Origin of the sequence: Pseudoalteromonas sp. CO348, assembly GCF_004208845.1 — a bacterium.
GTDB lineage: Bacteria > Pseudomonadota > Gammaproteobacteria > Enterobacterales > Alteromonadaceae > Pseudoalteromonas > Pseudoalteromonas maricaloris.
This window is the reverse complement of record NZ_SGPI01000005.1, coordinates 14,354-27,343: the sequence shown is the minus strand read 5'-3', so window position 1 is coordinate 27,343 and position 12,990 is coordinate 14,354. Positions and strand designations below refer to the sequence as shown.

The window sequence follows — 12,990 nt, the reverse complement described above, 5'->3', positions numbered from 1 at the left end:
TTTACAGTCCGATGCTTGACACCTAGACGGCCAAAATGTTTCAATGCGTGTTCACCCTATTTAGATAGTTTGATGCCACGGCGTCAAATTAAGGGCTGGAAGAGGTGCGTTATTCAGGTAACTAAGTGAAGGAGAGCAAACTCCGTTGCAGCTTAGTGAGGGGAATACACGCCGAGAAATTGAGTTATTGTTTGCTAATACTCATTTCGGGCGACTGGGCTGAATCCCAGCGACTGTCACCAACATACTTGGTGGAGAGCTTCTGGTCTTAGAAAAATAAGGCCATTGGCTGCCTTATCTTTTTTAAGTCCATTGCTCTTCGAATTTTAACGGTTCGAAGTTTGGACACCCTCCTAACTCCGAACATGATTTAAGTTCGGTAGAGATGAAATCACAATTCAACTTATCTGACTATCCGTTGTGGACGGCTTTAGTAACGCCTTTTGATGCTGAAAATCAGGTTGATTTTAGCGCATTAACAACGCTTGTGCGCGATCAAGAGCAAGCTCGTAACGGTATTCTTTTACTAGGCAGTACCGGCGAAGGCCTTGCGCTTACCCAAGAAGAGCAGCAACAAATCGTTGAGTTTGTTTGCCAGCTCGCCCCAAGCGTACCGCTCATGGTTGCCGTTGGCGGCAGTAATCTTGAGCAGCAAACACAATGGGTGCGCTTTTGTAATACGCAGCCCATTGATGCGCTCTTACTTGGCTCACCAATCTACGCAAAGCCCGGCAAAGTTGGTCTGACGCATTGGTTTAGCACACTACTCGATGAGAGCCACAACCCTTGCATGCTCTACAATGTACCTGGTCGCAGTGCCGTTGCTATCGCCCCTGAACTACTCGGCGAGCTAGCTTGCCACCCTAATCTGTGGGCACTAAAAGAAGCCAGTGGTGATATTGCCACCTTTGAAGCATTTCGTCAGGCAGCGCCTGATGTCGCAATCTATAGCGGCGACGATGGCTTAATGCCCTACTTTGCACAAGCAGGTGCAACGGGTCTGGTGTCTGTTGCGGCAAACGCATGGCCACAGCAAACCGCAGAATTTGTAAGGCGCTCGTTAAGCGGCACCTCTCCTAATTTATTTACCACTTGGTCAGAAGCTGCAAATAGCTTATTTGCAGTGGCAAATCCCATACCAGTCAAAGTGTTAATGCACTTGCAAGGGAAGCTCACAAGTCCAAACTTGCGCCCGCCACTGACACATTTGGAACTCACCCATACCGATGCGATCACTCGCGCGAACAAAACGATTTTATCTTGGAATTAAGGCAGTAAACATGAGCTGGTTAACCCTACTAAACGATTTAGAAAATGGCACAGTACGTGCGGCAACACAGGATGAGCAAGGCCATTGGCACGCTAACGTAGAAGTAAAACAAGGGATCCTTGAAGCATTTAGAAATGGCGTAAATACGGAGTTCCCAGGTGGATTTGTTGATAAAGACAACTTAGCACCACGCGGATTTGCTGCCCAAGATGGCGTTCGTATGGTTCCTGGCGGAAGCAGTGTAAGACGTGGCGCTTACGTCGCAGCCGGCACAATCATTATGCCACCGGCTTATGTCAACATTGGTGCCTATATTGATTCAGGTACTATGGTAGATAGTCATGCGTTGGTTGGTTCTTGCGCGCAAATTGGTAAAAATGTGCACCTTAGTGCAGCAGTGCAAGTGGGTGGTGTATTAGAACCGGTTGGAGCAAGTCCTGTTGTTGTTGAGGACGATGCCTTTATTGGTGCAGGCTGTGTATTGGTTGAAGGGGTTGTTGTTAAACGCGGTGCCGTATTAGCACCGGGTGTGCGCCTTTCAGCAAGTATTCCTGTCTATGACTGCGTGAACGAGCGCTTGCTTGACAAAGGTGAAGCTATCCCTGAAAACGCGATAGTGATCCCAGGCTCTCGTCCAGCCTCAACTGAGTGGGCACGCGAGCAAGGGTTAAGTATGTCATGCGCACTTATCGTAAAATACCGTGATGAACAAAGTGATGCATCACTGGCGCTGGAAGAGGTTCTACGCTAATGACTTGGTTGAGCACGTCACAGCGAACTGCAGCTGAGGCATTGATCCAGCAACAAGATACACCATTCTTTTGCTACGACTTAGATAAGCTAAGTGCGCATGTTAAGCCCTTAGTTGATCAGCAAATAGTTAAGCTTTGGTATGCCGTAAAAGCGAATCCGTTATCACATATCATTAAAACCCTAGATAACGCTGGGTTTAACTTTGATGTGGCATCTAGCGGCGAGCTTGATCAGGTGTTATCTCAAGGGATCGCTCCTAAACGCGTGCTCAACACCGGTCCTGCCAAATCGCTAAAGCAGATCCGTCATTTTGCAACACAAGGCGTACGTATTTTCGTGGCTGAAAGTCTCAATCAAGTACGCTGGTTAAATCAAGTGGCCGAAGAGTTTGAGCTTCAATTTGAAGTTTTACTGCGGGTGCAATTACGCTTTGATAAAGCAGAGCACAATCCACTTGGTGGCAATACGCTGACTCCTTTTGGTCTTGGCTCTGAGCAGTGGCAAGCCCTAACTTTAAGTGACTACACCCACCTAGACTTTGTCGGACTGCATATTTTCCAGTGGGGAAACATGCTCTGCAGCGATACACTAGCTGAACTTTGGCAGGCTATGGTTGCACCTTTAGTTCAGCTCGCTGCTGACTTAGGTATTACTCTAAAAGTGCTCGACTTAGGTGGTGGTCTTGGCATCCCCTATGATAGACAAAGCCCTTCTCTTGATTGGCAGAAATTATTAGGCGCGCTCGCATTGATAAAATCCGCCACGCAAGTGCAAGAATTATGGATGGAGTTAGGCCGCTATGCGGTTGGCGAATGTGGTTTTTATCTCAACCCTGTGGTGGAACAAAAGCAAAACTACGGTGAACAACAACTGATTGTCGCAGGCGGTGTCAATCACCTGCTGCGTCCAGCCGTTACCGGACAAGCTTTCCCCGTTGAATTGTTACGCCAGTCTCAAGCTGATACCTCAGACTTTCATATTCATGGCCCACTTTGCACAGCATTGGATAAATTAGGCACCCTAGCCTTACCAAGCGACAGTGCCGATGGCGATTGGCTTGTTTTCAGTCAGTGTGGCGCTTACGGCTACACCGAAAGTATGCCGTTCTTTTTATGTCATGAGCTCCCAGCTGAGTACATCATCTCAGCTGGAGAAATCAGCTGTGTCCGTGAAGCAGAGCCCGCTTCAAGTTATTTGAGGTAAACATGAATACCATTACACAACAACATATTCAGGTTGGTGAAATTGCCAACGGCTTGCCTTTAACTATTCCGGTCTATCGCATCAAAGGTGATGGCAGTGGGCCTAAGGTGTATATCCAAGCAAATATGCATGGCGCCGAAGTGCAAGGTAATGCGGTGATTTATCAACTGCTGGAACAGTTGAAGCAATTGTCACTAACAGCGGACATCACCTTAGTGCCTTACGCAAACCCGATTGGTTGTAATCAGAAATCTGGTGAGTTTACCTTAGGTCGATTCGATCCAATTACAGGCACGAATTGGAATCGGATGTACATCAACCATTCTGGGTTGGTTGCCGAGTTTGTGGAGCAAAATCCGACGCTATCAATAACAGAAATCGCTCAGCAATTTCGCCAACGATTAGTTGAGCGCACCCAAGCACTACTTGATGGGCCCTTAGACAGGTTGACAACAGGTAAGCGCATCGCCTTGAATTTACAACGTCTAGCTCATGAAGCTGACATTGTTTTAGACCTACACACGGGGCCAATTTCAGCAAAACACCTGTACTGTCCTGAGTATGCAAAAGACAGCGCTCGATATTTTGATATTCCGCATGTGTTACTTATTCCAAGTGACTTTGATGGAGCAATGGATGAAGCCAGTTTTTGTCCATGGTGGAACTTGCAGCAAGCCTATCAGGCTATAGGCCGAGAGATCCCAGTATTGACCGAAGCGTTTACGGTTGAGCTTGGCTCTCAAGAAAAGATTGATTTAGTGGAAGCATTGAATGACGCTAACAGCATTTTGAGCTACTTGAACCATAAACAGGCCTTTCAAGATGCGCACTTTATGCCACAAGACATCACCCGTTACGTCTGTCGACTAGAAAATTATCGCGCCTTTTATGCCCCGATGGGAGGCATGGTGGAGTATACGGCAAAGCTTGGAGAACATATCAAGGCGGGTCAAACCATCGCTAAAATTCTCAGAATGGAGCGCTATTTATCAGAAACGCCCTTAAATGAGATCAAGTTAGACGAAGATGCCATCGCCATTTTGCACTTTGCCTCTGCTAGTGTGAATCAAGGTACTGAGCTTTATAAGTTTTTTACTCAAGTTGAAACGCTTTAACTTGAGTACTTTTATTGCGTGAGAGTAAGTCAAAGCAAATAAGCTCTGCTTGTTTAGCTTAACGCTTACTAAGGTATGGCGGCGATAGCCGCCACCTTTTTCTTATTCGACCGTATTTTTCTTTCTGACATTTTTGACCTTCGAGATTCATTTCCCTTTCATTATCATTGGTTAATAATGTAATCAATTGTACTTACTCTCGGCGCACACAGGATGAAACTTACACACTTATCAATACCGGCTTTGGCCTTGCTTACCTTGCCACTTTACGCTCAAGAAGCCCAACAGGAAGATGAAATCGATTTAGTCAAACAGTGCGTGCTAAACGCGGTATTAACTGGAGAAAAAGATAAAACCATAGAACAGGTCCGTACCGAATGTGCCGAGGCTGATGCAGATAAAACCTTAAGCCAATTAGATAAACGCATGGCGCGTGAACGTGTAACGGAAAAGAACCGTAATGTATTAACACCACATAAACGTAACTATATTTTGCCAGTTTCTTATATGACCAACGTCAACAGCAGACCATTCGACGGTCTAAAAGCCATTGACGATGAAGACGGCGAGCCAATCGACAACTTTGAAGCCAAATACCAAATCTCGTTAAAAGCCCCTATTTATAAAAACTTCTCGGATAAAGATCAGGCAATTTATTTTGCTTTTACGCTGCAATCGTATTGGCAGCTGTATAACAAAGATGTCTCTTCGCCATTTCGTGAAACCAACTATGAGCCAGAAATCTTTTGGATTAACTTTTTAGATGATGAAAACGTGCTGTGGGGCGATGAGATGGCCTTTGTACTTGGGATTTCCCATCAATCTAACGGTCGCAGTCAACCAAACTCCCGCTCTTGGAATCGTATCTATGCGAATTTTATCTGGGAAAACCGAGGCTTTGTATTCAGTTTTAAACCTTGGTATCGCTTACCTGAAGACGACAAAGAAGATGCCTTGGATCCACGCGGAGACGACAACCCAAACATCGACGAGTACTTAGGTCATTTCGAGTTTAGCGGGGTATATCGTCACGAGGAGCATGAGTTTGGCTTTATGTGGCGCAATAACTTAAACAGTGATAATCGCGGTGCAATTCAGCTAGACTGGTCATTCCCGATTTGGGGAAGACTGCGCGGCTACGCACAATACTTTAATGGCTACGGCGAAAGCTTAATAGACTACAATACACATACCCAAAGGCTTGGTATTGGCGTGTTGCTCACTGATATTCTTTAAGCGCATTCGAATACAAAAAAAGCTCTGAACACTCAGAGCTTTTTCATTTGGAAAGCTGAGAATAATTCTCTACTTATTGCGGTTTAACCACCACAAACTGTCCCTCAAATTTAGCAACTAGCATGTCGCCATCATAGACATTCACTGGCACCACATACTTTGCTTTGCCAGCCGTCTCTAGCGCTTGTAATTCACCTTCACAGTCCGCAATGGTAACCGTTGCCGCTGGTGCCGTGGTTAAAGGCTTTAGATATTTAATATTAGCGTCAGCCAGCACAATATCACCCTCTAAGCCAAGCTCTTTAAGTGCTAAATAAGTCGCCCCCCAGCCCGTTAGCGTCGCCATGCTATATATAGAGCCTGCAAACATCGAGTTGTGTAAGTTGAGGTTCGCTTTTAAGTCAGCCTTAGTGGAAAACTGCCAATCTGTATAGCTTTCTACTTTAATCCCCATCGCATCACTGATTGGAATAGACTCGCGCCAAGTATTTTGTAATACATGGGTCCAATCTGGCTGCCTAAACCAGCCTGGCTCCGTAGGACGTTGTTTTACCATCTTCCAGTGCTGCACATCGCCATAGGCTAAATGCGCCTTTTCAACCACTTCGTAGCCATGACGCTCGTAAAATGATAACGCGCGCTCGCGAGCATACAAAACCAGCTCTTCTGCTTTTTGCGTCCAAGCAATAACCTCAAGCTCGTGTAGCAAACGGCTACCTAAGTGATGACCTCGATGCCCTTCTGCAACGGCCATATAGCGTACTTGTGCTTGCTTATGATTGTTAAAATGGAGCCTAGCTACGCCTAGCACTTCACCATCATTATTTTTAATGTAGCGATGTTCAGCTTCTTGTTCTAAATCATCCTGTTCGCTGCCACGAGGTTGATCCCATGGCGCTCTTAACACCTGCCAGCGTAACTGGTAATAGGCTTGCCAATCTTCGCTGCTTTGTGGTGAAGTTACCTCAAACATCACTGACTCCTGTTTTGTTATTAGCCTGTTAAATGACTTTGAATCTAGTACGGATACACCCTACAAGATAAGCTCAGTGTAGGGAATAAAATGCGCCAAAACACTTATCCTTTAGTGTAAAAACTGGTGGACAAGCTGGCATTCACAAAATCCTCGTCTATGATGATGTTATCATGGGAGAATTTATTACGCATTCAGGCACTATCAGCAACGATTTTGTGGACCGGAGCCACCAGCTAGGACACTTGCTATATTGGCATAAACAAGGCAGAAATAGCATCCAAGTGCGGCAAGAGAAATCGTTAAGATGGCTTCTGATAAACAACACATTACAATCCGTTGTGGAGTTAAACCACCCGGAGCACTTGTTATTTCCTCATTTAAAAACATTCGCGAGTCGCTGGCAGCAAGTCACCCCGCCAACCAGCGTACTAGAGCTGGGTCTTGGCGCAGGTGCAATCCGTGATTACCTCAATGCCACTTATCCAAATTGTCACATTACCACCATAGATAACAACCCAGATGTGATCCATTGTTACAAACGCTACTTTGGTGGCGACCCTTTGTGCGATGTTAATTGTGTTGATGTATTTAAAGCGTTGCAACAAGGCAAACGCTACGATTGGATTGTGCTCGATTTATTTAGCGAACTCGAGCCTCCCATCTTCTTATTTCAGCACCAGTTTTATCGTCTACTCAGAGCTGCTATTAATGATGGAGGCCGACTATATATCAACTTTTTAACTGAGCATGAGTCGCAGCTCAAGCAACTTCAACACTTATTAATTACCAACTTTGGTAAAAAGCCCTTTATCGAAAAAGTGCCGGACTACGCCAATATGATTATCGAAGTTAAACGCTAGCATTTGTTGATCTTAGATTTTTACGTCAAAGCACTATTCAATACTAAAGTTAAAAGTCACAGGGCCGTCATTCAGTAAACTCACCTTCATATCCGCAGCAAATTGTCCTGTCGCGACTTTCAACCCTGCGGCCTTGGCTTGAGCCACAAAGTATTCGTAGAGTGTCTTCGCTTGCTCAGGTGTTCCTGCGCTCGAAAAGCTTGGCCTCATGCCTTTTTTGGTGTCTGCCGCCAAGGTGAATTGCGATACAACTAATAGTTCGCCTTCAATGTCTTTTAAACTTAAATTCATTTTTCTCTTGTCGTCAGTAAAAATACGGTAGTTGCTTACCTTGTGCAGTAACTTATCCGCCGTTTGCTCGGTATCCGACTTTTCAACGCCTAATAGTAACAATATCCCCTGATCGATTTGGCCTACAATCTCACCTTCTACTTCTACCTTTGCTTCGCTGACTCTTTGAATTAGTCCTTGCACTACCTACCTCTTGTGACTGCTAATGATGCTGAATTTTGCACAGTAATAGATCAGCCGCTCGCCTTATTGCTTCTGCGTAAACGGGGTTAGCACAACAATGCCCAACCCCATTTAAAATCAGCAACTGCGCCTTAATGCTTTGTGCTAACTGATGAACTGGTGCGTATCGACACATTAAATCATGCCGACTGTGAATAAACCAGATAGGTAAGTGATTGAGCCGATGTGCATCTGCTGTAATTTGCTGTGTTTTGATAAAACACTGGTGACTAAAAAAATGCACCATATGCTGTGCTTTACTGAGCTGTTTGTCTGCTTTGCAGAGCCTAATACCTTGCGTATCGCTATCCGTTGTGATCAGGTTATCCCACTCACACCAGCGCTGTGCTGCTTTTCTTTTGAGTAACTCATCCTCGCCAAAAAGTGCAGAATGGTAATGGTCTAGCAAGGATTCTATGGTTTGCGCTCCCTGTGCAAAGGCAAGATACTGCTCTGGATAAATTTGCGCGGGGGCACCTTGGCTACCATAAAGCCAATGAAGATCCGCCTCATTGCCCAAAAAACTCGACCACAACACCATCCCCAAGACATCTTCACGATGTTGCTCAGCATAAAGAAGTGCCAGCATGGCACCGAAAGATTCCCCGGCGAGTACAACCTTTTGCAGTCCTAAATGCGCACGAATGGAGTGAATATCTTTTAGCAGGTTCGCGGTATTTATATTACCAAAGTCAGTAGGGGTTGAATTGCCACAGCCTCGCTGACTAAACAGGATGATGCGGTATTTTTGCGGATTGAAATAACCGAGCACATTACGAGAATGACCCTGACCTGGGCCACCATGCAGCATGATAAGTGGTGTGCCATCACTGCAGCCATATTCCTCTATGCCTAATTGATGCCCTTCACCTACCGCGAGATGAAAGCGACGTAAAGCATCGCCATGTTGATACAATAAGCTCATAACTCCCCCCTTGGGGGCTTAAGCTAACCGTTATCGGTAAAAGCTAAAGTCCCTGCGCGTCTGGTGGGTCAAACTCCGAGCTTGTATCTAATCCTGCGGCTTCCATATCTTGGGTTAAGCACACTGTAAACTCCGCACCTAACAACACCACTATCCAAGATAAATATATCCAAACAAAAAGAATAGGTACTGTCGCAAGCGCCCCATAGATAACTTCGTATGAGGGAAAATGGCTAATGTATAGTGCAAAGCCTTTTTTCGTTAGCTCGAATAACAAAGCTGCAAACAAAGCACCCGGAACCGCGGCTCGAAATGACACACTGGTATTTGGTACTAAAGTATAGAGCATGATGAAGCCAACCATAGAAATTAAATAGGGCAACATCTTAATCAGTGCACCACTAAACCCAGGGATCCCTTGATCGGCAAATGTCACTAAAGAAACGATATAAGATGTCATACCAATACTCGCGCCCAATAGCACAGGGCCAAGCGTGAGTACCATCCAATAAATCGCAAACGAAATCATCAACGGACGTTTTTGCTTAACTCGCCAAATACGGTTGAGTGTGGTGTCAACATTGCGAATAAGTAACAAAGCCACGACGGCCAAAAAACTCACCCCCACAGCTGTCATCTTATTCGCATTGCCAGTAAACGCACTGATGTGCTCTTTAATGGTGTCCGTCGATGTTGGCACAAAGTTATTGAACACAAAGTTTTCAATTGCAAAACGCGTATCTTCAAATCCAGGGAACGCCGAAAAAATTGCTACACCCACCGCAACTAAGGGGACCAACGATAACAGTGTGACATACGCTAAATAGCCCGCGTTGACCGTGATCTGGTCCTCAATACAACGCTTACTATAGCGACGCCACCAGCTAGGCTGAGAATGTAAGAATCGCAGTGCTACGACCTTCATTTCGGTTATTCTTTGCATCATAATCAAGTTAATATTCATGGATGACTTTACACATCATAACAATCCCCGCCATAATTTATAGCGTTAAATAGTAATATATAACGACGGTCACATGGCCACTTACTGATTATTGACCTTCTAGAGCCCGGGAGTGCAAATGAAGAAACTCACCTTAAGCGCAGTGTTACTTTTACTTGTTACTGGCTGCCAAAGTGCCTATTACGCCACCATGGAAAAGTTTGGTGTGCATAAACGCGAAATATTGGTGGATCGTGTCGAAGAAACAAAGGAATCCCAAGAGGAATCACAAAAAGAGTTTCAATCGGCATTGGAAAGGCTCACCACCTTAATTAATTTTAACGGTGGTGAATTACAAGAAGCCTATAACCTGCTTAACGATGACTACCAATCATCCCTTGCCGCCGCAGCTGAAGTAAGTAGCAACATAGACAAAGTGGAAGACGTGGCAAACGCACTATTTGACGAGTGGCAAGATGAACTTGAGCAATATTCGAGTGCAAACCTAAAACGCGAGAGTGCTAAGCAATTAAGTCAAACACAGCGCCAATTTGAACGCTTACTTCGCTCAATGCGCAGCAGTGAAGCCAAAATGCAGCCCGTGCTCGACTCACTACAAGATAATGTGCTGTACCTTAAGCACAACCTAAATGCACAAGCGGTAAGCGCTATTAAAGGTGAGTTTACGGGGTTAAAGCGTGATATTAGCGCCCTAATCGCAGATATGAACCGCTCTATTGAAGATTCGAACAAGTTTATTGCTGAGATGAATGCACGTAGCGCGTAACAGATAGCATCAGCAAGGATAAATCTCACGATATCAGGGAATTGCTCCCTGATATCGTGGTCATTTTGTGTGTAAAGCCAGACGCTTAACCTTTAGTGATAAGATCTTCAATGATGCCATTCATTTCCATTGGCATTTGCGCCAATACAGCATCATATCCATCAGCCAATACCAAGTCTTTTTCTATGTAAGAAACCACCGCTTGATTCTCCAAATCGATGATCCCGCCAAATGCCGTTACACGATTTACGCCCGGTACTGGGATCCCACCAGAACTATCAACATGCAGTACGATCACTCTGTTAAAGTTAAACCCTTTATCCTTGATCACTCCTGTCGACTTTAGCGTCTTAGTCAGCTTTTGTATTGCTCCGGTAAGATCATCTGCAATGCGCTGAGCCGAACCTGTAAGCGCATAATTTCCTTGATTAACATGCCTACGCATGTTTTCGCCCACAGTCCAAGACAAGTTACCAACCACATCATATAACTGTTGGCTTGAAACAACAGACGCACCATGTTTTCCCGTTACGCCAGCGGTAATTGCTAAACCCACTTCACGGTCGTTTCCTGGAACACCATGCAGCGAAACCGGGAATATCAATACAGGTTGTTGAGCTGAGAGTGTGATGGGAAATTCATATGCCGTATTTTGTTTAACCTCAGTAGAAGTAGAGACACAAGCAGTCAAAGAAATAGTAAATAGAGAGGCTAGTGCTAAACGCACGATATTTTTTGTCATTATATAGTTCCTTTACGTGATTATTAACTCCCGACAACCCAGCTGAGAGCGCGTTGAAACGCGGCGCAAATTATGTGACAAACCGTAACCACAATCAATAATAAAGTACTAGATAAAAGTGCATTTTCTTCATACTAAGCAGCTGAGGGATAATTAAGAAAAAATAGTATTTTTAGATAACTGAGAAGATATGTTGGTTACAAGCCACCTTGTGACAGCTGCGCAGAATAACAAATGTAGCGCAGCTCGCGTTACAGCCAACTGCGTGCATTGTGTGGTAACTCAGCTTTAGTGCAATCCTAGCTAAATACCATCTCTGGTACGTCATCAGGGCAGATCAATATGCCTGCGGTTTTGGCTTGTATTTCCGCGACGCTAACACCTGGAGCTCGCTCAAGTAAATGAAACGCGCCACCTTTGACTTCAAGCAGCGCAAGATCGGTTACTATCTTATTGATACAGTTTACGCCGGTGAGCGGTAAACTGCAGTGCTGTAGCAGCTTTGACTCGCCCTGTTTATTCGCATGCGTCATAGTGCAAATTATATTTTTAGCCCCAGCGACAAGATCCATTGCGCCACCCATGCCCTTGATAAGCTTACCTGGGATCATCCAGCTGGCAAGATTACCGTGCTGATCTACTTCAAAAGCGCCAAGCACCGTCAGGTCCACATGACCGCCACGGATCATTGCAAAGCTTTCTGCCGAACTAAAAATGGCGGCTCCCGTACGGGCCGTAACGGTTTCCTTACCCGCATTGATCATATCCGCATCCACTTCCTGCTCGGTCGGATAAGCGCCCATGCCTAATAAGCCATTTTCCGATTGCAGCATCACATCCATGCCCTGTGGCACATAATTGGCCACCAGCGTGGGGATCCCAATGCCAAGGTTGACATAAAACCCATCTCTTAATTCCTGTGCCACTCGCATGGCCATTTGCTCTCTGGTTAATGCCATTATGCTTGCTCCTTCACAGTACGTTTTTCGATGCGTTTTTCAAACTGCCCTAGAATCACTCTGTCGATATAAATTCCGGGGGTATGAATTTGGCTCGGCTCGATTTCGCCGGGCTCTACAATTTCTTCCACTTCAACGACGGTAATTTTTCCAGCTGTTGCAGCCATTGGATTAAAGTTCATCGCGGTGTGGCGATAAACACAATTGCCAAAACGGTCTGCTTTCCACGCTTTTACAATGGCAAAGTCTCCCGTAATACTCGGCTCTAAAATATATTCTCTATCACCAAACGTTTTTACCCCTTTGCCCTCAGCGACGGGTGTACCAACGCCTGTTGCGGTATAAAAAGCGGGGATCCCAGCTCCACCTGCGCGCATCTTTTCTGCAAGTGTCCCTTGTGGCGTTAATTCAACTTCCAATCCACCGCTCAATAACTGCTGCTCAAACAAGGCGTTTTCTCCCACGTAGGAAGCCACCATTTTGCGGATCTGCTTATCCTCAAGCAAAATCCCTAAACCAAATCCGTCTACTCCGCAGTTATTAGAAACCACGGTTAAGTCCTTTGTGCCCATGTGGCGTATTTGGCTTATCAAACCTTCAGGGATCCCGCACAAACCAAAGCCCCCGGCAATCACGGTCATGCCATCGCAAAGTCCTGCCATTGCTTCTTCGTAGCTTACGACTACCTTATCAAATCCAGCCATCATT

14 protein-coding genes and 1 riboswitch are annotated in these 12,990 nt (G+C 45.4%); of the genes, 7 read left to right on the top strand and 7 right to left on the bottom strand.

Translation table 11 applies throughout. The annotated features are described in order from the left end of the window. Window positions 1-91: 91 nt before the first annotated feature. Window positions 92-270: riboswitch (Lysine riboswitch) on the top strand. A 115-nt stretch (window positions 271-385) separates the two neighbouring features. From dapA to EXT48_RS01030, 5 genes are all read left to right on the top strand, one after another. Continuing rightward, entirely contained in the window at window positions 386-1,270 is an 885-nt protein-coding gene (gene dapA, locus EXT48_RS01050) for a 4-hydroxy-tetrahydrodipicolinate synthase (protein ID WP_130163347.1), read from the top strand. Between the two features lie 10 nt (window positions 1,271-1,280). Further along, window positions 1,281-2,021, top strand: a complete 741-nt coding sequence (locus EXT48_RS01045; protein WP_130163346.1) for a 2,3,4,5-tetrahydropyridine-2,6-dicarboxylate N-succinyltransferase — start codon at window positions 1,281-1,283, stop codon at window positions 2,019-2,021. Next, the gene (locus EXT48_RS01040) at window positions 2,021-3,226 is read left to right on the top strand and encodes a PLP-dependent decarboxylase (protein ID WP_130163345.1); all 1,206 of its coding nucleotides are present in this window, start codon (window positions 2,021-2,023) and stop codon (window positions 3,224-3,226) included. The genes EXT48_RS01045 and EXT48_RS01040 overlap by 1 nt, the downstream gene beginning before the upstream one ends. 2 nt (window positions 3,227-3,228) lie before the next feature. Continuing rightward, window positions 3,229-4,341, top strand: a complete 1,113-nt coding sequence (locus EXT48_RS01035) for a succinylglutamate desuccinylase/aspartoacylase family protein (protein ID WP_130163344.1) — start codon at window positions 3,229-3,231, stop codon at window positions 4,339-4,341. 213 nt (window positions 4,342-4,554) lie between these two features. Beyond that, entirely contained in the window at window positions 4,555-5,577 is a 1,023-nt protein-coding gene (locus tag EXT48_RS01030; RefSeq protein ID WP_010607757.1) for a phospholipase A, read from the top strand. A 73-nt stretch (window positions 5,578-5,650) separates the two neighbouring features. On the opposite strand, the gene EXT48_RS01025 is transcribed toward EXT48_RS01030, so the two are convergent. After that, a complete protein-coding gene (locus EXT48_RS01025; RefSeq protein WP_045990413.1) occupies window positions 5,651-6,550 on the bottom strand; it encodes a bifunctional GNAT family N-acetyltransferase/hotdog fold thioesterase in 900 nt (299 codons plus the stop codon). 173 nt (window positions 6,551-6,723) lie between these two features. Between EXT48_RS01025 and EXT48_RS01020 the strand changes: the two genes are divergently transcribed. Next, window positions 6,724-7,413 carry a spermidine synthase gene (locus EXT48_RS01020; protein ID WP_045990412.1) on the top strand — a complete coding sequence of 230 codons (690 nt, stop codon included), beginning with the start codon at window positions 6,724-6,726 and terminating at the stop codon, window positions 7,411-7,413. Between the two features lie 33 nt (window positions 7,414-7,446). Here EXT48_RS01020 and dtd read toward each other — a convergent pair whose 3' ends face one another. From dtd to EXT48_RS01005, 3 genes are read right to left on the bottom strand one after another with little or no spacing between them, the layout of a single operon-like run. After that, the gene (gene dtd, locus EXT48_RS01015) at window positions 7,447-7,887 is read right to left on the bottom strand and encodes a D-aminoacyl-tRNA deacylase (protein WP_130163343.1); all 441 of its coding nucleotides are present in this window, start codon (window positions 7,885-7,887) and stop codon (window positions 7,447-7,449) included. A 19-nt stretch (window positions 7,888-7,906) separates the two neighbouring features. After that, window positions 7,907-8,851, bottom strand: coding sequence for an alpha/beta fold hydrolase (locus EXT48_RS01010; protein ID WP_130163342.1), 945 nt, complete (start codon window positions 8,849-8,851; stop codon window positions 7,907-7,909). 43 nt (window positions 8,852-8,894) lie between these two features. Beyond that, window positions 8,895-9,776: a virulence factor BrkB family protein gene (locus tag EXT48_RS01005; protein WP_130163341.1), complete on the bottom strand. Its 882-nt coding sequence runs from the start codon at window positions 9,774-9,776 to the stop codon at window positions 8,895-8,897. A 157-nt stretch (window positions 9,777-9,933) separates the two neighbouring features. Between EXT48_RS01005 and EXT48_RS01000 the strand changes: the two genes are divergently transcribed. After that, entirely contained in the window at window positions 9,934-10,581 is a 648-nt protein-coding gene (locus EXT48_RS01000; RefSeq protein WP_010607751.1) for a DUF2959 domain-containing protein, read from the top strand. Window positions 10,582-10,666: 85 nt separating this feature from the next. On the opposite strand, the gene EXT48_RS00995 is transcribed toward EXT48_RS01000, so the two are convergent. The 3 genes from EXT48_RS00995 to EXT48_RS00985 form a co-directional block, all read right to left on the bottom strand. Then, window positions 10,667-11,323 (bottom strand): hypothetical protein, encoded by a 657-nt coding sequence (locus EXT48_RS00995; protein ID WP_069018847.1) that lies wholly within the window; start codon window positions 11,321-11,323, stop codon window positions 10,667-10,669. 299 nt (window positions 11,324-11,622) lie between these two features. Further along, on the bottom strand, window positions 11,623-12,282 hold the full coding sequence (locus tag EXT48_RS00990) for a 3-oxoacid CoA-transferase subunit B (protein WP_130163340.1): 660 nt from the start codon (window positions 12,280-12,282) through the stop codon (window positions 11,623-11,625). Next, window positions 12,282-12,986, bottom strand: coding sequence for a CoA transferase subunit A (locus EXT48_RS00985; RefSeq protein ID WP_130163381.1), 705 nt, complete (start codon window positions 12,984-12,986; stop codon window positions 12,282-12,284). The genes EXT48_RS00990 and EXT48_RS00985 overlap by 1 nt, the downstream gene beginning before the upstream one ends. Window positions 12,987-12,990: the final 4 nt, after the last annotated feature.

What these genes read in the sequence shown, in the direction of transcription:
- dapA (WP_130163347.1), top strand. Translation starts at nt 386, where the DNA reads ATGAAATCACAATTCAACTTATCTGACTATCCGTTGTGGACGGCTTTA.
- EXT48_RS01045 (WP_130163346.1), top strand. Translation starts at nt 1,281, where the DNA reads ATGAGCTGGTTAACCCTACTAAACGATTTAGAAAATGGCACAGTACGT.
- EXT48_RS01040 (WP_130163345.1), top strand. Translation starts at nt 2,021, where the DNA reads ATGACTTGGTTGAGCACGTCACAGCGAACTGCAGCTGAGGCATTGATC.
- EXT48_RS01035 (WP_130163344.1), top strand. Translation starts at nt 3,229, where the DNA reads ATGAATACCATTACACAACAACATATTCAGGTTGGTGAAATTGCCAAC.
- EXT48_RS01030 (WP_010607757.1), top strand. Translation starts at nt 4,555, where the DNA reads ATGAAACTTACACACTTATCAATACCGGCTTTGGCCTTGCTTACCTTG.
- EXT48_RS01025 (WP_045990413.1), bottom strand. Translation starts at nt 6,550, where the DNA reads ATGTTTGAGGTAACTTCACCACAAAGCAGCGAAGATTGGCAAGCCTAT.
- EXT48_RS01020 (WP_045990412.1), top strand. Translation starts at nt 6,724, where the DNA reads ATGGGAGAATTTATTACGCATTCAGGCACTATCAGCAACGATTTTGTG.
- EXT48_RS01010 (WP_130163342.1), bottom strand. Translation starts at nt 8,851, where the DNA reads ATGAGCTTATTGTATCAACATGGCGATGCTTTACGTCGCTTTCATCTC.
- EXT48_RS01005 (WP_130163341.1), bottom strand. Translation starts at nt 9,776, where the DNA reads ATGAAGGTCGTAGCACTGCGATTCTTACATTCTCAGCCTAGCTGGTGG.
- EXT48_RS01000 (WP_010607751.1), top strand. Translation starts at nt 9,934, where the DNA reads ATGAAGAAACTCACCTTAAGCGCAGTGTTACTTTTACTTGTTACTGGC.
- EXT48_RS00995 (WP_069018847.1), bottom strand. Translation starts at nt 11,323, where the DNA reads ATGACAAAAAATATCGTGCGTTTAGCACTAGCCTCTCTATTTACTATT.
- EXT48_RS00990 (WP_130163340.1), bottom strand. Translation starts at nt 12,282, where the DNA reads ATGGCATTAACCAGAGAGCAAATGGCCATGCGAGTGGCACAGGAATTA.
- EXT48_RS00985 (WP_130163381.1), bottom strand. Translation starts at nt 12,986, where the DNA reads ATGGCTGGATTTGATAAGGTAGTCGTAAGCTACGAAGAAGCAATGGCA.